General features: G+C 69.1%; 15 protein-coding genes. 6 read left to right on the top strand and 9 right to left on the bottom strand.

Annotated elements, in window-relative coordinates; all coding sequences use genetic code 11:
• Positions 1-83: 83 nt before the first annotated feature.
• A complete protein-coding gene (locus HEP73_RS01880) occupies positions 84-2,588 on the bottom strand; it encodes a PepSY domain-containing protein (protein WP_185821900.1) in 2,505 nt (834 codons plus the stop codon).
• Positions 2,589-2,785: 197 nt separating this feature from the next.
• On the opposite strand from HEP73_RS01880, the gene HEP73_RS01875 reads away from it, so the two are divergent.
• Positions 2,786-3,538 (top strand): DNA/RNA non-specific endonuclease, encoded by a 753-nt coding sequence (locus HEP73_RS01875; protein ID WP_185821899.1) that lies wholly within the window; start codon positions 2,786-2,788, stop codon positions 3,536-3,538.
• Positions 3,539-3,713: 175 nt separating this feature from the next.
• On the opposite strand, the gene HEP73_RS01870 is transcribed toward HEP73_RS01875, so the two are convergent.
• Positions 3,714-4,601 (bottom strand): LysR family transcriptional regulator, encoded by an 888-nt coding sequence (locus HEP73_RS01870; RefSeq protein ID WP_185821898.1) that lies wholly within the window; start codon positions 4,599-4,601, stop codon positions 3,714-3,716.
• Positions 4,602-4,695: 94 nt separating this feature from the next.
• Here HEP73_RS01870 and HEP73_RS01865 point away from each other — a divergent pair, with 94 nt between their 5' ends.
• Positions 4,696-5,706 (top strand): SDR family oxidoreductase, encoded by a 1,011-nt coding sequence (locus HEP73_RS01865; protein WP_185821897.1) that lies wholly within the window; start codon positions 4,696-4,698, stop codon positions 5,704-5,706.
• A 155-nt stretch (positions 5,707-5,861) separates the two neighbouring features.
• Here HEP73_RS01865 and hemB read toward each other — a convergent pair whose 3' ends face one another.
• The 3 genes from hemB to HEP73_RS01850 form a co-directional block, all read right to left on the bottom strand.
• Entirely contained in the window at positions 5,862-6,854 is a 993-nt protein-coding gene (hemB, locus tag HEP73_RS01860) for a porphobilinogen synthase (protein WP_185821896.1), read from the bottom strand.
• Between the two features lie 425 nt (positions 6,855-7,279).
• Positions 7,280-9,040 (bottom strand): thiamine pyrophosphate-dependent enzyme, encoded by a 1,761-nt coding sequence (locus tag HEP73_RS01855; RefSeq protein WP_185821895.1) that lies wholly within the window; start codon positions 9,038-9,040, stop codon positions 7,280-7,282.
• A 152-nt stretch (positions 9,041-9,192) separates the two neighbouring features.
• The gene (locus tag HEP73_RS01850; RefSeq protein WP_185821894.1) at positions 9,193-9,441 is read right to left on the bottom strand and encodes a hypothetical protein; all 249 of its coding nucleotides are present in this window, start codon (positions 9,439-9,441) and stop codon (positions 9,193-9,195) included.
• A 178-nt stretch (positions 9,442-9,619) separates the two neighbouring features.
• Here HEP73_RS01850 and HEP73_RS01845 point away from each other — a divergent pair, with 178 nt between their 5' ends.
• Together HEP73_RS01845 and HEP73_RS01840 are read left to right on the top strand one after the other, a co-directional pair.
• A complete protein-coding gene (locus tag HEP73_RS01845) occupies positions 9,620-10,096 on the top strand; it encodes a hypothetical protein (protein WP_185821893.1) in 477 nt (158 codons plus the stop codon).
• Positions 10,097-10,342: 246 nt separating this feature from the next.
• Positions 10,343-10,714, top strand: a complete 372-nt coding sequence (locus HEP73_RS01840) for a hypothetical protein (RefSeq protein ID WP_255423635.1) — start codon at positions 10,343-10,345, stop codon at positions 10,712-10,714.
• Between the two features lie 59 nt (positions 10,715-10,773).
• On the opposite strand, the gene HEP73_RS01835 is transcribed toward HEP73_RS01840, so the two are convergent.
• From HEP73_RS01835 to HEP73_RS01820, 4 genes are all read right to left on the bottom strand, one after another.
• A complete protein-coding gene (locus HEP73_RS01835; RefSeq protein ID WP_185821892.1) occupies positions 10,774-12,567 on the bottom strand; it encodes a DUF885 domain-containing protein in 1,794 nt (597 codons plus the stop codon).
• 320 nt (positions 12,568-12,887) lie between these two features.
• Positions 12,888-13,499: a cytochrome c oxidase assembly factor Coa1 family protein gene (locus HEP73_RS01830; protein ID WP_185821891.1), complete on the bottom strand. Its 612-nt coding sequence runs from the start codon at positions 13,497-13,499 to the stop codon at positions 12,888-12,890.
• A 39-nt stretch (positions 13,500-13,538) separates the two neighbouring features.
• Positions 13,539-15,770, bottom strand: a complete 2,232-nt coding sequence (locus HEP73_RS01825) for a S9 family peptidase (protein WP_185821890.1) — start codon at positions 15,768-15,770, stop codon at positions 13,539-13,541.
• Positions 15,771-15,846: 76 nt separating this feature from the next.
• Positions 15,847-16,536: a glutathione binding-like protein gene (locus HEP73_RS01820; RefSeq protein WP_185821889.1), complete on the bottom strand. Its 690-nt coding sequence runs from the start codon at positions 16,534-16,536 to the stop codon at positions 15,847-15,849.
• Between the two features lie 110 nt (positions 16,537-16,646).
• Between HEP73_RS01820 and HEP73_RS01815 the strand changes: the two genes are divergently transcribed.
• Together HEP73_RS01815 and HEP73_RS01810 are read left to right on the top strand one after the other, a co-directional pair.
• The gene (locus tag HEP73_RS01815; protein ID WP_179571039.1) at positions 16,647-17,255 is read left to right on the top strand and encodes a TIGR00645 family protein; all 609 of its coding nucleotides are present in this window, start codon (positions 16,647-16,649) and stop codon (positions 17,253-17,255) included.
• 178 nt (positions 17,256-17,433) lie between these two features.
• A complete protein-coding gene (locus tag HEP73_RS01810) occupies positions 17,434-18,447 on the top strand; it encodes an energy transducer TonB (protein WP_185821888.1) in 1,014 nt (337 codons plus the stop codon).
• The last annotated feature ends 45 nt before the right edge of the window (positions 18,448-18,492 follow it).

Below are 18,492 nucleotides of genomic sequence, written 5' to 3'. Positions count from 1 at the left end.
ACAGACGCAGCGGTAAAGACAACGCCACCGAATTCTCTCCGGGGCCGAGAACTCTCCCCGAATCGCTCCACCTGCCTCAGACCTCAATACACATCGCGCCGATAACGCCCGGCTGCGCTGAGTTCATCCAACGCGTCCTCGCCCAGAATCCCGCGCAAGGCCGCATCCACGCCGCGAGCCATGCTGTCCAGGCTGCCGCAGACGTGCAGCGTGGCGCCGCGGGCGATCCAGGCGCGCACTTCGTCGGCGGCATCGCGCAGGCGGTCCTGCACGTAGACCTTATCCGGCTGGTCGCGCGAGAACGCCAGGTCCAGCCGCTGCAGGTGGCCGCTGTCCCGCCATGCCTGCAATTCCGCGCCGAACAGCGCGTCGTGCGCGGCATTGCGTTCGCCGAACAGCAGCCAATGCGCATGCACACCGGCCTGCTCGGTTTCGCGCAGCAGGCTGCGCAGGCCGGCGATGCCGGTGCCGTTGCCGATCAGCAGCAAGGGCGCATCACCGTGTCGGCGGAAACCGGGGTTGGCGCGCACCCGCGCCTGCACCGCGGCACCGAGCGGCGCATGCAGGCACAACCAACCCGAGCCCAGGCCGGCGCTGCCGTCGTCGCGCCGGGTCAGGCGCACCACCAGTTGCAGCAGGCCGTCGGCCGGCACCGAGGCGATCGAGTATTCGCGCAGCGGCAACTGCGGCAGCGCATCGAGCCAGGCCTGCAGATCGTGCGCGTCCCCGGGCGGCGCCAGTGCGCGATCAGCCAGCGCCGCGTGCAACGGCAGCGACACGCCACCGGCGCGCAGCGGCGTGTCCGCTGCCAGGCCATGCGTGGCCAGCCAGGCGCGCACGGCATCCTCCGCATGACACGGCTGCACTTCCAGGATGTCGCCCGCCTGCCACTGCGCCTGTGCCGGTAACGCCAGATCGATGCGCCACACCGGCGCACCGGCACTGCCGGGGTTGAGCAGGGTGCGTCCGGCCAGGCGCCACTCCAGCGCCGGCGGCGCCTGCAGAGCCGGCGCCGCGTCCGCCACGCCGGTGACCGCGGACAGCTGCCGCTGCCATTGCGCCAGTGCCTGCGGATCGGCGTTGTCCACCTCCACCGCCGGAAACAGCGCCTGCGCGCCCTGCGCGGCCAGCCACTGCTCCAGCCGCCGCGAAAACCCGCAGAAACGCGCGTACTGGCGATCGCCAAGCGCCAGCAGCGCATAGCCGAGCTCGGGCAGGGCCTGGGCCTGGCGCAGCACCTTCTTCTCGAAAGCGCGCGCCGGATCCGGCGCCTCGCCGTCGCCGAAGGTGCTGACCACGAACAGCGCGCGCCGCGCGCTGCGCAGCTGCACCGCATCCAGCTGCGCCAGCGACTGCACCTGCACCGGTATGCCGGCCGCCTGCAGCTGGCCGGCGGCCTGCCAGGCCAGGCGTTCGGCGAATCCGCTCTGGCTGGCGAAGCCCACCAGCCACGGCGCGGCAGCGTCCTGCGCGGGCGAGGCCAGATCGCGCCGCACCGTGTGCAACGCGCGCTTCTTGCGCCGCCGGTCCAGGTACAACAGCCAGCCGGTGACGAAGAACAAGGACATGCACAGGCTGGCCAGCATCACCACCACGCGCCCGGCCAGGCCGAAGAAGCTGCCGGTGTGCAGGGCGAACACGCTGCTCAACAGCTGCCGCCCCAGCGGCTGCTGCCGATAGTCCAGGCGGCGCAGGATGCGCCCGCTGCGCGGATCGATCTCCAGGCCATCGAAGGCCCGGCTGTGCACCGGATCGGCGGCCAGATAGCGCGCGATCAGCGGCTGCCCGGGGCGGCCGGGCAGGCGCAGGTCCAGATAGGCGCGGCGCACGTCCGGCAGCGCATCGAGCGTGGCCTGCAGCCGCGCATAGTCCACCGCCGGCGGTTTGCCGCCGCGGCCGCCGCCCTCGTTGTCCGCGCGCTCGCCGCCGAGCACCGCCACCAGTCCCTGCCGGTACCAGTCGTAGGACCAGTACAGCCCGGTCAGCGCGATCGACAGGTAGATCGCCAGGCACCAGGTGCCGATCACCGAATGCAGGCTCCACAGGAAACTGCGGCCCTGCCGCTTCCATTCCACCACCCACCATGCGCGCCAGCTCCACCACTGCCGCGGCCAGCGCAGGTACAGCCCGGACAGGCAGAAGAACAGCAGCGCGATCGCACAGGCGCCGGTGACCGCCTTGCCGCGTTCGCCGGCGGCCAGGCGCCGATGCAGGTCCTCGACGAATTCGAAGAAGCCGGTCAGCCGCGGCTGCGGCTGCGTGTGTCCGGTATAGGGATCGAAATACAGGCGCCCGCCGCCGCGGCCGGCCAGGCGCACGTTGGACGGACGCGTGCCGGTGGGGTCGATCAGCATGCGCGTGGTGCGGTGCGTGCCGCCCAGGTCCAGACGCCGCGCCAGCTCGGCCAGCGGCAACGGCGACTCGCCGGCCGCATGGCGCGCGGCCACCTCGGCCAGTGGCGGGTTGGCCCAACGCACGATCTCGTCCTCGAACGCCAGCGTGGCCCCGCTCAGGCCCATCACCGACAGCACCAGCCCGGCACTGATGCCGAACAGCCAGTGCAGCTGGAACAACAGCTTCTTGGTCACGGCGCAGGACACGTTCGGAAGGCGGCCGCGCATTGTAAATGAGAACGCTTATCGGATCCGCTTCGGGGCCGACCCGCGTCGTCTACCCGCAAACGTGACCGGCAACACCTTTGCCATGCGCGGCACATCCAGCGGTCACCGTAGCGACATCGCCCCTCGCCAGTTTCTTCACTCCCCCTTGGCTAGCGAGGTACGCGATGTCCTTCTCCCTGCGCGGTTGTCTGGTTCTGCTTGCGTTGTTCACGGCCCAAACGGCGATGGCCGCCACCAGTTGCGCCACGCTGTACGCAGGCGGCAAACCGCCGAGCGTGGACGCCTCGCTGACCGCCCGCACCACCGAGGTCTGCCATACCGAATACGCGATCCTGGCCTCGGGCGTGACCAAGGGCCCGCTGTACTCCGCCGAGCACCTGACCGACCAGCAGGTCGCCGGTGCCGAGGCGATCGGCCGGGTCGGTTCGTTCCACGAGGAAACCGCCATTCCCGCCGCCGACCGCTCCAAGAGCTCGGACTACACCAACACCGGGTTCGACCGCGGCCACATGACTCCGGCCGGCGACGCCTCGACCGAGAGCACGGAGAAGGAGACCTTCTCGATGGCCAACGTGGTCCCGCAGGACCACAAGCTCAACACCGGCGAATGGGCGCGCATCGAAGAGCAGGTGCGGCAGCTGGCCAAGCAGCGCGGCGAGATCTACGTGGTGACCGGCCCGGCCTTCGACGACAACGTAACGACCATCGGCACCGACAAGGTGGAAGTGGCGGACTACGTCTGGAAGGCGGTGTACGAGCCGGGCGTGGGCGCGGCCGCGTACCTGTGCGTGAACGACGACAGCATCACCTGCGATGTGGTGTCGATCGACGACGTGATCACCATGGCCAGCGTCGATCCGTTCCCGTCGATCTCCGCGGCGATGAAGTCCACGCCGATCGCGTTGACGATGCCTTGAAAGGCCGGGATTGGGGATTCGGGATTGGGGATTCGTAGGCGCATCGCCTGCTGAGGCTGTGTCGATACCGTAGGCATAGGAGCTACGAAAGCGGTCTGCTTGCGCCAGCAGACCGCATTTCCGCAGACAGGCGGCTCGCCCCATCGCATCACCAGGCAATCGCCGTGCACGTGGCTCAGGCCACGTGCGCGGTCATTGCTTCCGCCAGCGCCGCGAACACGGCGCTGCAGGCCGCGCTGCCGCGCAGGTCCTGGTGCATGGTGATCCAGGTCTCCAGGCCCAGGTGCACCTGCTGCGGCAGTACCGGCAGCAGGCTCGGCGTGCGCCTGGCCAGGGCCGCCTGGAAGAAGCCGATACCGCAGCCCGCGCGGATCAAGGCCAGCTGCGCCAGGTCGCTGTCGGCACGTAGTGCGAACGCCTCGCGCCGCCACTGCGGCAGCGCCGCGCGCGCGGCACGCAGGAACGGCGTCTCCGCATCGAAACCCACCAGCGCGTGCTGTGCGAGTTCCTCCAGGTCTTGCGGCGTGCCGTGCTGTGCCAGGTAGTCGCGACCGGCATACAGGCCCAGCGCAATCTCGCCGATGCGGCGGGCGACGAGCAGATCCTGTTGCGGCCGGGTCATGCGCACCGCCACATCCGCCTCGCGGTGCAGCAGGTCCTGCACACGGTTGCTCAGCACCAGTTCGAGTCGCAACTGCGGATGCGCGCGGCGCAAGCCGGCCAATACCGGCGGCAACACTTCCGCGCCGATCACCTCGCTGGCGGAGATCCGCACCGTGCCCTGCACCGCCTCGACGTGGCGGCCGGCCGCGCGCTGCAGCGACGCGGCAATGCTGCCCATGGCCTGCGCATGGCCGCGCAGCGCCAGGGCAGCGTCGGTCGGCAGCAATCCGCTCTGCGAGCGCACGAACAACGGCACCGCCAGCGCCTTCTCCAGCGCCGCCACATGCCGGCCGATCGTGGGCTGTGTGAGATCCAGCACACGCGCCGCCGCCGACAGCGAGCCCTCCTCCAGCACCGCGAGGAAGGACCGATAGAGCTCCCAACCGATTGCGTTATCCATACACAAATGTATAGCCGATGGCCGATATTCGCCAATTCCTTTGAACTACGGCGGCGACCACACTGATCGCCTTCCCCGCAAACGGAGCATCCGCATGGCAACGACATCCACCGCACTGGTCCTGGGCGCCACCGGCGGCATCGGCGGCGAACTGGCGCGCCAACTGCGCGACGCCGGCTGGCAGGTACGCGCCCTGCAGCGCGGACTCGCAGCCGCCAGCGAAACCCGCGACGGCATCCACTGGCTGCGCGGCGACGCGATGTGCCGCGAGGACGTGCTGCAGGCCGCGCGCGGCTGCGCGGCGATCGTGCATGCGGTCAATCCGCCGGGCTACCGGCGCTGGGCCGAGCTGGTGTTGCCGATGATCGACAACACGATCGCCGCAGCCTGCGCCGAAGGCGCGACCATCGTGCTGCCGGGCACGGTCTACAACTACGGACTGGATGCCTACCCGGCGCCGGACGAAGACGCGGCGCAGGCCCCGGCCACGCGCAAGGGCGCGATCCGGGTCGAGCTGGAGCGGCGCCTGCAGGCCGCGACCGCGCACGGTGCGCGGGTCATCGTGGTGCGCGCCGGCGACTTCTTCGGCCCGCGCGTGGGCAACAGCTGGTTCGCGCAAGGCCTGGTGAAACCGGGGCAGCCGATCGCCAGTGTGACCCTGCCGGGCGATCCCGGCGTCGGCCATCAATGGGCATACGTGCCGGACGTGGCGCGGACCATGCTGCGCCTGCTGCAGCAGCGCGATGCGCTGCCGGCGTTCGCGCGGCTGCACATGGACGGACACTGGGACGCCGACGGCACGCAGATGGCGGCCGCGATCGCACGCGCGCTGCAACGCCACGGCATGGCGTCGCCGAAGACCCGCCGTTTCCCGTGGTGGCTGCTGACCCTGGCCATGCCGTTCTGGCCGCTGGCGCGCGAACTGCGCGAGATGCGCCCGCTGTGGCGCCATCCGCTGCGCATGCGCAACGCGCGCCTGCTGCAAACGCTGGGCGAAGAACCGCACACGCCGCTGGACGAGGCGGTTGAGGCGACACTGATCGGGTTGGGTTGCCTGCCGGCGGCTGTATCCATGCCGCTGGCGCAGTCAGCGTCCACGTCATAAATGCAGCGCCCATGCCTGCAGGTCTTTCCCTGCGCGCATCCTGCCTTTGTAGGAGCGGCTTCAGCCGCGACAGGATGCTACCGGTAGCGTCCTGTCGCGGCTGAAGCCGCTCCTACAACAAAGCGGCATCCTCTGAATCGCAAGACGCTAGCGGCTCAACGCGACTCGCGCAGCCAGCGCGCCACCTGCGGCGCGAAATAGGTCAGCACGCCATCGGCACCGGCGCGCTTGAACGCCATCAGCGATTCCAGCACGCACTTGCGTTCGTCCAGCCAGCCGTTGGCGGCGGCGGCCTTGAGCATCGCGTACTCGCCGCTGACCTGATAGGCGAAGGTCGGCACACGGAACTCGTCCTTCACCCGCCGCACCACGTCCAGGTACGGCATGCCGGGCTTGACCATGACCATGTCGGCGCCCTCCTCCAGGTCCAGCGCGATCTCGCGCATGGCCTCGTCGCCGTTGGCCGGGTCCATCTGGTAGGTGCTCTTGTCGGCCTTGCCGAGGTTGCCGGCGCTGCCGACCGCGTCGCGGAACGGGCCATAGAACGCCGAGGCGTACTTGGCCGAATAGGCCATGATGCGCACGTGCAGGTGCGCCTCGGCATCCAGCACGCGGCGAATCGCGCCGATGCGCCCGTCCATCATGTCCGAGGGCGAGACGATGTCCACGCCGGCCTGCGCGTGCGACAGCGACTGCTTGACCAGCGCGTCGACGGTGATGTCGTTGAGCACATAGCCGCGCGCGTCGATGATGCCGTCCTGGCCATGGGTGGTGTATGGGTCCAGCGCCACATCGGTCATCACCCCCAGTTCGGGGAAGCGCGCCTTCAACGCGCGCACCGCGCGCTGCGCCAGGCCGTCCTCGTTCCAGGCCTCGGCCGCGTCCAGGCTCTTGCCGGACGGATCGATGACCGGGAACAGATCGATCACCGGGATGCCAAGTTCCAACGCGGTCTCGGCTTCCTTCAGCAGGTCGTCGATGGACAGCCGCTCCACGCCCGGCATCGAGGCGATCGGCGCGCGGCCGGGCAGTTCATGCACGAACACCGGCCAGATCAGGTCGTCGGTGGTCAGGGTGTTTTCACGCATCAGCCGGCGCGAGAAGTCGTCGCGACGCATGCGCCGGGGGCGATAATGGGGATGGGCCATGAAACGGTTCCTGTGCAGAGAGACGGGCGGCGCGGCCGGCCAGCGACCGCCGCACGCGCTCCAAGGCCGAGATGGAAGCGGACGACCGCGCTGCCTTCCAGCGATGCCCGGCGCCGCAACGGCAAGGCCTCATTCTACGCCCGGCACCCGCACCCGCCAGGTGCCGACACGGGACGCAGCGTCCGCCAAAGAAAGGACATTACGCGCCGCGGCGCTGCTTGCCGCTGTCGACACCCCTCGCCAGCCATGGCACGACGTCGCTGGCAACGCCGAGTGCGTGGATAACGCGGCGGCCTGTCGCAAAGATGCGCCAGGTCGGCGCAGCCATGCGAGCGGCACGCGATGGTCAGACGCACGGTAGCGGCGCAGTGGGTCGGCGCGATCTGCACGCCGGTGCCGGAACCACAGCGCGTGGTCCGCCGAACTCAGCCCTGCAGCATGGTCCGCGCCGGCTCGCGCGCCAGCGCTTCGCGCAGTTCCTGCGCACCCGGCGTGCCGCGCTGCAAGGCCTGCTCCAAGTGCCTGGCGTACTGCTCCACGCGCTTGGGCGGCAGCAGCGGTTCGTTCGGATCCACGCTCGCTTCGATCAACGCCGCGCCGGGCGCGGCCAGCGCCGCCTGCACCACCTCGGCGCACTGCGCCGGATCTTCCACGCGCCAGCTGGCGATGCCGCAGGCTTGCGCCACCTGCGCGAAGTCGATGGGAGTGAGGTCGCATTCCGTCTCCGGATTGCCCAGGAACATCATCTGCTCCCACTTGATCTGGCCCAGCGTGTTGTTCTTGATCACCACCAGCTTGATCGGCAGGCGGTAGCGGGCGATGGTGACCAATTCGCCCAGCAGCATGCTCAAGCCGCCGTCGCCGGTGAAGACGACCACCTGCCGGCCCGGATGCGCCAGCGCCGCGGCGATCGCGTAGGGCACCGCGCAGGCCATCGATGCCAGCAGGCCGGAGCCGATGTAGGTCTGCCGCGCCTTCGCCTGCACGTAGCGCGCCATCAGCCCGGTGTTGTGGCCGCAGTCCCACACCACGATGGCGTCCTCGTCCAGGCGGTCGCCCATCTCGCGCACGATCCGCCCCGGCGGCATCGGGATCGCCTGCCGCTCGACGCTGCTGCGCAACAGCGCCCGCCATTGCCGGTAGCCTTCCTGCGCCTGCTGCAGGAAGCCGCGCTCCTGCTTGCGCCGCAACTGCGCGTTGAGCGCCTGCAGCGTGCTGCGCGCATCGCCGACCAGGCCGACCTCGGCCGGGAAGCGCAGGCCGATGCGGGTGGCGTCGCAATCCAGTTGCACGCCGCGCGCCTGTCCGGGCTTGGGGTAGTACTCGATGTAGGGAAAGGTCGAGCCGACGATCAGCAGGGCATCGCAGCCCTCCATCGCCTCCTGGCTGGGGCGGGTGCCGAGCAGGCCGATGCCGCCGGTGGTGAGCGGATGGTCGTCGGCCAGCAGGCCCTTGCCGAGCAGCGCCTTGACGATCGGCGCACCGAGCAGCTCGGCGGTCTCGGTCAAGGCCTCGACGGCGCCGAGTGCCCCCTGCCCGGCCAGGATCGTCACCCGCTCGGCATCGTTCAGCAGTGCTGCGGCGCGCGCGATGGCCTCCGCATCGGCGCAGCCGTAGCCGGCCGCCGGCAGCAGCGATGCATGGTGCGGCAGGTTGCGGCTGGAGGCGACATCGGCCGCTTCCGGCTCGTCCTGCACGTCGATCGGCATCGCCAGATGGGCGACGCCGCGCAGCGCCAGCGCATGCCGGCAGGCCAGGCTGGCGACGTTCTCGACCTGCCCGGCGCCCATGACCCGGGCCGAATACGCCGCCACGTCCATGAACAGCTTGCTATGGTCCACGTCCTGCTGGGTGAAGGTGTCGGCCAGGTCGTGGTACGGCGACCCGGTGATCGCGATCACCGGCGCGCGGTCGAGCTTGGCGTCGTAGAGCCCGTTCAGCAGATGCACCCCGCCTGGGCCGGTGGTGGCCAGGCAGCAGCCGAGCCTGCCGCTGACCTTGGCGTGGGCCGTGGCCGCGAAGGCCGCCGATTCCTCGTGGCGCATCTGCACGAAACGCACCCGCGGTGCGCGCACCCGGATCGATTCCATCAGTGCATTGATGCCGTCGCCCGGCATGCCGAAGATCGTGTCCACGCCGAACGCCATCAGCGTGTCGATCAGGATATCCGCCCCGTTGCGCGCCATGCTTCGCTCCTGTCCGCGACTGCGTCAAGGCGAGCAGAGCACAGCTCCGGTGCGGCATCCGTCAGGGCAAGGTCAACAGCATGCGAAAACGCGCGGTGGGTCCAACGCACGCCGCCCCATGCAGACCGGCGGCGCGGCGCACTACGGGTGCGTCAGATGACCCCGCCGCCCATGCTCAGCCGGATCACCCCGACCACGATCACCAGGCCGTTGAGGATCAGCCCGGTCTTGGCGCGGCCGCGGTTCGGGGCCGAGGTGAACAGCAGGCCGATCGCGGCGATGATCGCGCCGACCGCGGCGAACGGGATCACGAACCAGTTGCCCCAGCCCAGCAGCGGGATGAAGGCCAGGATCATCCACAGCAACGCCACGATGCCCCACAACAGACTGATCAAGCCCATGCCGCCGCCCTTCGCTGAATGCCAGTGCGCACCATAGCGCGCGGCCCTGGCGGCGCAAGCCAACTCTTGGCACGGGACTCACGGCGGGCGTGCCACGGTAGCGCGGCAATGGCGGGTGCGGCGCGGTTCACCGGTCGCGCCTATCATCGCCTCGTATCCGATCCACGGGGGTAATGCCATGAACGTCCGACCGCTGTTGCCACTAGCGCTGCTGTTCGCGCTGGCCGGCTGCGCCAGCTCCTCCAAGGTGATGGTCAGCGCGCCGCGTCCGCCGATCGACCCGGCCCTGGTCCAGATCTATTCGACCCCGCCGCTCGGTGCGGTCGACATCGCCCAGCTCGAATCGTCCAGCGCGGCCGGCTTCGGCACCCAGGGCCAGACCGACGCGGCGATGGCGCGGCTCAAGCGCGAGGCGGCCAAGCTCGGCGCCAACGGCGTGGTGCTGATGGGCGTGGCCTCGCAGCGCTCGGGCGGCGGCGTGTCGGTCGGTGCCGGCAGCTACGGCGGCCATGTCGGCGGCGGCCTGGGCATCGGCATCCCGACCACGCAGAAGCGTGCCGCCGGGATGGCGATCTGGGTGCCGCCGGGAGCGCACGTGCCGACGGTGCCCGAGCCGCAGCCCCAGCAGCCGTTGCCACCGCCGCAGGAACACTGAGATTCTTGGGAGAGTGCACCCGGCGAATGCCGGCCCAGACTGGCATCCGGCTTCACTGCCCCCTGGTTGCAGCGGCCCAGGTACAGGCGACCGTCGTCCCGAAACCCTTGGTAAGCTATTGGCCGGGTTATAATATTCCCCGACCCTCGGGCAGTGCAGGGGATGGATCCGGAGCCGCGAGGGCCGTGACCCGTCATTGTGTTCTGAGCGCCCGGGATTGGACCGTCTTTGACAGAAGGACTCGTTATGAAACGCTGGATATGGATATTGGTCGCGTTCTTTGGGCTGCAGGGCGTTGCCAATGCAGTTCCTGTGTATGAGGATCTGTCGTGCCGCAAGAACGATCCGTTCGTGTTCTGCACGCAGGGATGCAAGGGCAAGGACAAGAACTGGATTCCTGTCACCCCAAGCGCCGGACTATGGGTCGCTGCGCCGACCTATTGCCCCTGGCCAACCACCACCGGTCCCTGCTGTGTTGGCAATGTGTGCTTCCGAACATGGACACAGACTGCCGTTGACGCCGTAGGCGAGTACATGCGCATCTGCCCCGACGGCGGCGGCAAGGCCAGCGACTGGAAAGGGCGCCAGCGTCCGGAAAAGGTGCCGGAGGATCACTGATCGGCATTGGCCGCACCGCTGCGTCATTGACGCAGCGGTGCGGCATGGTCACAGCCCGATCACTTCCGCTGCGCCGGCACGAACACTTCGTCCACCGCAGTCTGCAGCTGATCCGGCGGCAGCAGGCCCTGGTCGAGCAGGAAGTTGTTGAACTTGAGCCGGTCGAACTTCGCGCCCAGCGCCAGTTCGGTGCGCATGCGCAATTCCATGATGCGGCTGTAGCCGTAGAAATAGCTGCCGGCCTGGCCGGGCGCGCGCATCATGTAGCGGTCCAGTTCCTGCCGCGCCATCGCCGGCGACAGGCCGACGTCGTTCTCCAGCACCAGGCGCGCGCGTTCGCGGTCGGTCAGCCCCAGGTTGAGCATCGGGTCGAGCATGGCGCGCGCGGCGCGCAACAGGCGGAACTGCAGCGCGATCAGCTGCCCGTCCAGCGGTTCGTACGGCACCATTTCGGCCTCGGCGTACAGCGCCCAGCCTTCGACGTTGACCGAATTGAACGCGAACATGCTGCGCGCCAGCGACACGCCGCGCTCGACCATCGCGGTGAACTGCAGTTCGTGGCCGGGCCGGCCTTCGTGCGCGCTCAGCGTCCACGCCGCCGAGCCGAAGTTGAAGTCGTCGTAGTGCTCGCCCTTGCCCGCGGTATCCGGATTGCCCAGCGGCAGCACGAAGGTGCCCTGCTCGCCGGTATTGCCGACCAGCGGCGCGGGGCGGAAATGCGGCGCCGGTTGCGCCGCGCTCTCGGCCGCCGACCCCAGCCGCATCTGCATCGGCCGCTGCGGCACATCGACGATGCGCTGCTGGCGGATGATCGGATCGATCTGCGCGATGACGTCGCGGTAATGGGTTTCCAACTGGTCGTTGGCGATGGTGTCGCGCTTGAGCGCGCGGATCACCGCACGGTAGTCGCCGGGATTGTCGACCTTCAGGCCCTTGGCCTTGGCCACCAGCGGCGCCAGCTGCTGCATCGCCGCGCGGGTCTCCATGAATTCCAGCTGCGCGCGCTGCATCAACAGTTGCGGCGCGATGTCGATGCCGACCTGCTTGAGCTGGAAGGCATACAGCTCCGGCGGCAGGCGCGCGTCCTCGCGCGCCTTCGGCAACACCACCTTGCGCGTCCAGGCGGCGTAGTCCTTGAACTGTTTGTCCATCGCCGCCAGCGCCGGTTCGGCGCCGTCGATCTTGTAGGTCGCGAACAGTTCGCGAATGCCCTTGGCGTAGGTGTCCACGTTGCTCAAGGCCTGCTCGACCTCGCGCCGGGTCGGCGGCAGCAGCGCGCCGTCGGCCAGCTTTTCCTCGTAGCGCTGGCGCGCCAACACGAGCGAGGAGCTGCTACCGGGCGCCAGGCCGACGTAGCGCTGCAGCCGGTCCAGCGCCTTGGCCCGGCGCGCCGCCGGCACCTGTTCGGACAGCAGATTGTTGAGGCCGCCAAACACCATCTGCGGCGCATCCTGCCACGGCAGCATCAGGCGCTCGTTCAACGCGCTGCCTTCGGCGGCCTGGTCGGCGGCGTGGATCATGATCGCCAGGTCCTGGCGGACGTTGGGGTCGCGCTCGACTTCCAGCTTTTCCTGCAGCGCGCGCCGGGCCTTGCCGATCGCGTCGCGATAGCGGCGGGCATTGTCCGGCCCCAGGTCGGTGACCTTGTCGTCATACCCCGGCACGCCGAAGAAGCTCACCTCCTCGGGTTGGAACGGCGCCTGCGCCTGCAGCAGGATCTGCGCGAAGTCGTTGCTGCGCTTTACCCATGCCGGGCCGGCGGTCTCGGCCGAGGCGGCAGCCGGCGCGGCCTGCGCGAGGACAGGCAGGGGCGCGGCCAGGGCCAGCGCGATGGCGAGGACGAGTGGCTTCATCGGTGGATCTCCAGCGGGACGATGCGGCGACCGTACGCGGCGCGCGCGCGGCCGGCAAGCTGCCGTAGGTCATGGGGCCGCGCCGGGTGGCCGGCGCTCGCTCGCGAAACGGAAGCGGTTAGGGCAGCGACCCGAATTGCGCGACGGCCGCTGCAGGCCCGCGACTCTTACACACGGCTGCACCGTCTGTGGTCGGCAGCACGGCGACAGCGCGATGCCCGCCATCCATCCTGCCCGCGCAACGCAGCGGCTCGACGGATTTGGCCAGGCGGCTTGCGTCCCGCCCGCAACCGCGGCGCACGCCGCGGCAGCGGATGGGCTTACTGCCTGCTATCCACCTCGACCGGCGCGGACGGATCCGCTTCGGCCTGCACGTCGCTGGCGGCGTCCGCGTCGGAATCGGACTCGGCATCGGTTTCGCCGGCGTCCTCCTCGTCCGGCGCGACATCGTCGAGCAACGGGATCGCCTCACCGGCGTCGGGCAGCACCTGCAGCGTCGTGTAATGCCATTCGCCGGCATGGCGCTCGGCCTCGATGTACAAGGTGCCGTTGCCGCGCGCGCCGTGCAGCGAGACGCTGAAATTGGCGCTGCCGGTGCCGTTGCTGGTGGAAATGCTGCCGCTGGGCATGATCCCGTCCTTGACCGGCGCGCCCAGCGCATCGATGACCCGCTGGTCGAGCTGCGCGGCCATCAGGCCGACGCGGTACGGCTCGGACGACTTGGTGACGCGTGCGATGCCGAGCACGAACACGGCGATCGAGGCCAGCAGCATTGCGCCCAGCACCATCACCACCAAGGGCACCGCCCATTTCCAGTGACGCGACCACCAGCCCCTGCGCGCCGCCAACGGCGGCGTGGCGGCGGCAGCAGCGGTATCGAGCGAGGGCGGGGGCGAGGGCGAATTGGGAAGCGGCGGCGGCGGCGTGGACATGCAGAACTCCTTTTCGGCGAAAGACGGTGCGGGTGGCGATCAGGGCTTCAGGCAACGCGCCAGAAACGCTTCGGTGGTGCGGTAGCGGTGCAGCGCATTGCTGCCGGACAGGCCGTGCTTGGCCCCAGGATAGGTCATCAGCTCGAACAGCTTGCCGCGTTTCTGCAGCTCGCTCATCAGCGAGGTGGAATTGGTGAACAGCACGTTGTCGTCGGCCATGCCGTGGATCAGCAGCAACGGCGAATTCAGGCCGTCCAGATGCGCGGCCACGCGGCCGTCGCGGTAGCCGTCCGGATTGGCCGCAGGCAGGTTCATGTAGCGCTCGGTGTAGTGGCTGTCGTACAGCCCCCAGTCGGTCACCGGCGCGCCGGCCACGCCGCAGGCATAGGCCTCGCTGTGCTTGGCCAGCAGCATCAGGGTCATATAGCCGCCGTTGGACCAGCCGTACACGCCGATGCGCGCGGCATCCACCCACGGCTGCGCCTTCAGCCAGGCCACGCCGCGCAGTTGGTCGTCCACTTCCACCGTGCCCTGGCGCTGGTACAGCGCGCCGCCGAAGTCGCGGCCGCGGCGCGGCGTGCCGCGGTTGTCGACCGAGAACACCACGTAGCCATGCTGAGCCAGGTACTGATCGAACAGCGCGTCGCCGCGCGCCGGCCAGCCGTCGAGCACGGTCTGCGCGGCGGGGCCGCCGTAGACGTAGACCACAACCGGATAGCGCTTGGTCGGATCGAAATCGGCCGGCTTGGTCAGCCGGTAGTGCAGCGGCGTCTTGCCGTCGGCGGCGGTCAGGCTGCCGAACTCGAGCGGCCGCTGCGCATCGCGGTACTTGGCGTAGGGATGCTGCGGATCGGCCAGGTCGTTGACCAGCAGCGTGGCGATCTTTTCGCCATTGGCGCGGAACAACTCGATCTGCGGCGGCGTGGTGGTGTTGGACCAGCTGTCGACGTAGACGCTGGCGTTCTTGGCGAAGCTGGCCGCATGCGTGCCGTTGGGCTTGGACAGTTTCTCGATCGCGCCGCCGGCCAGCGGCACCGCGTAGAGCTGGGTCTGGGTCGGCGACTCCTTGGTCGCGGAGAAGTAGACCTTGCCGGCGCCCTCGTCCACTGCCAACAACTCGTCCACGATCCAGTCGCCGCGGGTCAGCGGAACCAGTTTGCGGCCGTCTTCCGAAGCCAAATACAGGTGTTCGTAGCCGCTGCGTTCCGAGCCCCAGACGAAGCGCCCGTCCTTGAGGAAATGCAGGTCGTGGTTGAGCGGCACCCAGGTCTTGCTGGTCTCGGTGACCAGCACGCGCTGCTTGCCGCCGGCCAGGGTCGCTTCGATCAGCTCTAGCTTTTTCTGGTCGCGCGACTGGCGCTGGAAGGTCAGCCGCTGCGCATCGCGCCAGTCCACCCGCGCCAGGTAGATATCCGCATTCTTGCCCAGGTCGATCCATTGCGGCTGTGCGTCGGCGCGCGGCGCGATCGTGCCCAGCTGGATCCTGACGTTGGGCTGCCCGGCCTGCGGATAGCGCTGCTCGATCACCTCGGTGTGGTCGGCATACACCTCCGGGCGCTTCTGCACCGGCACGCCGGATTCGTCGATGCGCGCGAAGGCGATCGCCGAGTCGTCCGGCGCCCACCAGTAGCCGGTGTGGCGGTCCATCTCCTCGTCGGCGACGAACTCGGCCACGCCGTTGCCGATGGTGTCGCTGCCGTCGCGGGTCAGCTGATGTTGCTGGCCGCTGGCCAGGTCGATCACCCACAGGTTGCGCGCACGCACGAAGCTGACGTAACCGCCCTTCGGCGAGATCTTCGGATCGGTGGCGAAGCCCTCGCCATTGGTGAGCTTGCGCACCGCGGCGCTGCCGGTCTTGCGCAGGTCGTACAGATACAGCTCGCCGCCGAGCGGGAACAGCAGCGCGTGCGCATCCGGCGCCCACTGGTAATCGACGATGCCGGCATAGGCGGAAATGCGCTGGCGCTCGCGCCGCGCCTTTTCCTCGTCGCTCAGCGTCTCGGTGCCGGGCAGCACCACCTTCGAGTCCACCAGCAAGCGGGTCTGGCCGCTGGCGATGTCGTATTCCCACAGGTCCAGCTGGTTGCGGTCGCTGTCCTTGCCGCGCAGGAAGGTCACCCGCGAACCGTCGGGTGCGACCTGCGGTTTCATCAAGGTCGGCCCCGACAACGGCTTGCTGCCGGTGATGGCCTCCAGGGTCAGTTTTTCGGCGTGCGCGGGAACGAGGGAAGTGGCGAGCATGAGGGCGAGAGCGGCGAACACAGAGCGCATGAAGATTCCTGGCGTAGCACTAAGCGCGCAAGGATGCGCGCGTGCCGGCGGTTTGAGAAGCGTGACGCGGACCGGCTCAGCGCTTGCCGAACAGGTGCTTGCGTTCGGCGTCGCTGAGCGGCTTGCCGGCATCCGGATTGACCTGTTGCTTCAGCGCATAGGCGCGCTGCGTGGCCGGGCGTGCGCCGATCGCATCGTGCCAGCGCTTGAGATGCGGGAACGCGGCGTAGTCGGGAGTGAGCCCGTTGTACACCTCGATCCACGGATAGCTGGCCATGTCGGCGATGCCGTACTCGGCGCCGGCCAGGTACTCGCTGTGCGCCAGGCGCTTGTCGAGCACGCCGTGCAGGCGCCGCACCTCGGCGTTGTAGCGGTCGATCGCGTAGCCGATCTTCTCCGGCGCGTAGACATTGAAATGGCCCATCTGCCCGGTCATCGGGCCGAGCCCGGCCATCTGCCAGAACAGCCACTCCAGCGTGACGATGCGCCCGCGCGGATCGGCCGGCAGGAAGCGTCCGGTCTTCTCGGCCAGGTACAGCAGGATCGCGCCGGATTCGAACACGCTCTGCGGCGCGCCGCCGTCGGCCGGCGCATGGTCCACGATCGCCGGCATCTTGTTGTTCGGCGAGATCGCCAGGAACTCCGGCGCGAACTGCTCGCCGGCGCCGATGTTGACCGGCTTGATGGTGTAGTCCAGGCCGGCTTCCTCGAGCAACAACGTGACCTTGTGGCCGTTGGGCGTGGGCCAGTAGTACAGATCGATCATGGCGGCGGTCCGGAAACGGGGCGTCCAGTGTAGCCGCGCCGCGCGCTTGGCAGCATCACGGTGGGCCAGTACCCTGCGCCTTCCTGCAACGCAGCATTCGATACCACGCCATGAGCCCTCCGCGCCCGACGCCCCGCCTGAATCCGCTGTCCAGCCTGATCTTCGCCTCGCGCTGGCTGCAGCTGCCGCTGTACCTGGGGCTGATCGTGGCCCAGGGCGTGTACGTGTTCCTGTTCGGCAAGGAACTGTGGCACCTGATCCACGAAGCGCCGAGCCTGGGCGAGCAGCAGATCATGCTGATCGTGCTTGGCCTGATCGACGTGGTGATGATCTCCAACCTGCTGGTGATGGTGATCGTCGGCGGCTACGAGACCTTCGTCTCGCGGCTGGGCCTGGAGGGCCATCCGGACCAGCCGGAGTGGCTGAGCCACGTCAATGCCAGCGTGCTGAAGGTGAAGCTGGCGCTGTCGATCATCGGCATCTCCTCGATCCACCTGCTCAAGACCTTCATCGCGGTCGGCGCGCTGGGCGGCATGCCGCTGTGCTCGCCGGACCAGTTGGCCAGCGCCGCGGCCACGGTGGACCTGAAGAGCTGTGCGACGCTGACCCAGACCGGCGTGCTGTGGCAGACCATCATCCACGGCATCTTCATCCTGTCGGCGATCGGCATCGCCTGGACCGATCGGCTGATGTCGGCGCCGCCGAAACCGGCGCACTGACCTCGCGTGCGCGGGCTCACGCTTTTGCGGCCGCCGCCACGCGGCGGTCAAGCACTCAGCGGGAGCGGATGCTAGATTGGCAGGTGGGGTGCGCTGGCAGGGACGGGGGAGCCGGACCGGCTGCGCGGGAGAACCACCGCTGCGTATTCATGGCCATCACCGGGGATTAGGGGGAAGCATGTTGCAGGTAACGACATTCGCGAAGGCGCGCCGCATGGCGCCGGTACTGCTGTTGGCCGCGCTGGCCGCCTGTTCCAAGCAGGAAGACGCCGCCCCGGCCGCTGCGCCGGCGGCCAAGCCCGCGGCAACCGCGCCAGCCGCGCCGCCGGTCTCGGCCAAGGTGCAGTCGATGGGCACCGAGCAGCTGCACGAGTCGGCCAGCCAGGCGCTGCGCGAGAACCGCATGTATGCGCCGGCCGGCAACAACGCGGTCGAGTACTACCTGGCGCTGCGCGACAAGCAGCCGGACGACGCCGGGGTGAAGAGCGCGCTGACCGACCTGATGCCGTACACGTTGATCGCCGCCGAGCAGAGCATCAACCGCGAGGACTTCCCGGAGGCGCAGCGGCTGGTCGCGCTGATCGAAAAGATCGACAGCCAGGCGCCGGCATTGCCGCGGCTGAAGCTGGGAGTGAGCAACGGCATGCAGTCCGCGGCGCAGCGCAGCCAGGAAGAGACCGACAAGGTCAAGAAGGAGGCCGAACAGAAGACCAAGCTGTTGGCCGAGCAGCAGAAGCAGGCGCAGCAGCAGGCCAGCGAGGCGCAGGCTGCGCAGCAGATCGCCGCGCAACAGGAAGCCGCGCGCCGCGAGACAGCGCGACAGGAGGCCGAGCGCCAGGCCGCCGCGGCACGCAGCGCGCCGGCAGCGGCTCCGGCAGCGCAGCCCGCCGCCGCGCCGCCAACCGCCGCGCCCGCGGCAACGGCCACTGCCAGCACCCAATCGCTACGCGCGATCAGCACCCCGGCGCCGCGCTACCCGCCCGAAGCGCTGCGTTCGGGCACCGCCGGCGAAGTGCTGGTGGAGATCACCGTCGGCACCGACGGCTCGGTCACCAGCGCCCGCGTGCTGCGCGCTACCCCGGCACGGGTGTTCGACCGCGAAGCGTTGAACGCGACCAAGCGCTGGCGCTTCGAGCCGGTCAGCGCGCCGGTGACCACGCGGCGCACGCTGGCGTTCAATCCCGGCGGCTGAGAAAAGCCCGGCTCTGCCGGGCTTTTTTTTGGGATTGGGGAGTCG

This window comes from Xanthomonas sp. GW, assembly GCF_014236815.1.
In the GTDB taxonomy this organism is placed as follows: domain Bacteria; phylum Pseudomonadota; class Gammaproteobacteria; order Xanthomonadales; family Xanthomonadaceae; genus Xanthomonas_A.
Note: the sequence above shows the minus strand (reverse complement) of the source record. Positions and strands in the feature narration are given on the sequence as shown.

Excerpts from the sequence above, each read along its gene's own strand:
- HEP73_RS01875 (WP_185821899.1), top strand. The coding sequence starts at position 2,786 with ATGTCCTTCTCCCTGCGCGGTTGTCTGGTTCTGCTTGCGTTGTTCACG.
- HEP73_RS01870 (WP_185821898.1), bottom strand. The coding sequence starts at position 4,601 with ATGGATAACGCAATCGGTTGGGAGCTCTATCGGTCCTTCCTCGCGGTG.
- HEP73_RS01865 (WP_185821897.1), top strand. The coding sequence starts at position 4,696 with ATGGCAACGACATCCACCGCACTGGTCCTGGGCGCCACCGGCGGCATC.
- hemB (WP_185821896.1), bottom strand. The coding sequence starts at position 6,854 with ATGGCCCATCCCCATTATCGCCCCCGGCGCATGCGTCGCGACGACTTC.
- HEP73_RS01855 (WP_185821895.1), bottom strand. The coding sequence starts at position 9,040 with ATGGCGCGCAACGGGGCGGATATCCTGATCGACACGCTGATGGCGTTC.
- HEP73_RS01850 (WP_185821894.1), bottom strand. The coding sequence starts at position 9,441 with ATGGGCTTGATCAGTCTGTTGTGGGGCATCGTGGCGTTGCTGTGGATG.
- HEP73_RS01845 (WP_185821893.1), top strand. The coding sequence starts at position 9,620 with ATGAACGTCCGACCGCTGTTGCCACTAGCGCTGCTGTTCGCGCTGGCC.
- HEP73_RS01840 (WP_255423635.1), top strand. The coding sequence starts at position 10,343 with ATGAAACGCTGGATATGGATATTGGTCGCGTTCTTTGGGCTGCAGGGC.
- HEP73_RS01835 (WP_185821892.1), bottom strand. The coding sequence starts at position 12,567 with ATGAAGCCACTCGTCCTCGCCATCGCGCTGGCCCTGGCCGCGCCCCTG.
- HEP73_RS01830 (WP_185821891.1), bottom strand. The coding sequence starts at position 13,499 with ATGTCCACGCCGCCGCCGCCGCTTCCCAATTCGCCCTCGCCCCCGCCC.
- HEP73_RS01825 (WP_185821890.1), bottom strand. The coding sequence starts at position 15,770 with ATGCGCTCTGTGTTCGCCGCTCTCGCCCTCATGCTCGCCACTTCCCTC.
- HEP73_RS01820 (WP_185821889.1), bottom strand. The coding sequence starts at position 16,536 with ATGATCGATCTGTACTACTGGCCCACGCCCAACGGCCACAAGGTCACG.
- HEP73_RS01815 (WP_179571039.1), top strand. The coding sequence starts at position 16,647 with ATGAGCCCTCCGCGCCCGACGCCCCGCCTGAATCCGCTGTCCAGCCTG.
- HEP73_RS01810 (WP_185821888.1), top strand. The coding sequence starts at position 17,434 with ATGTTGCAGGTAACGACATTCGCGAAGGCGCGCCGCATGGCGCCGGTA.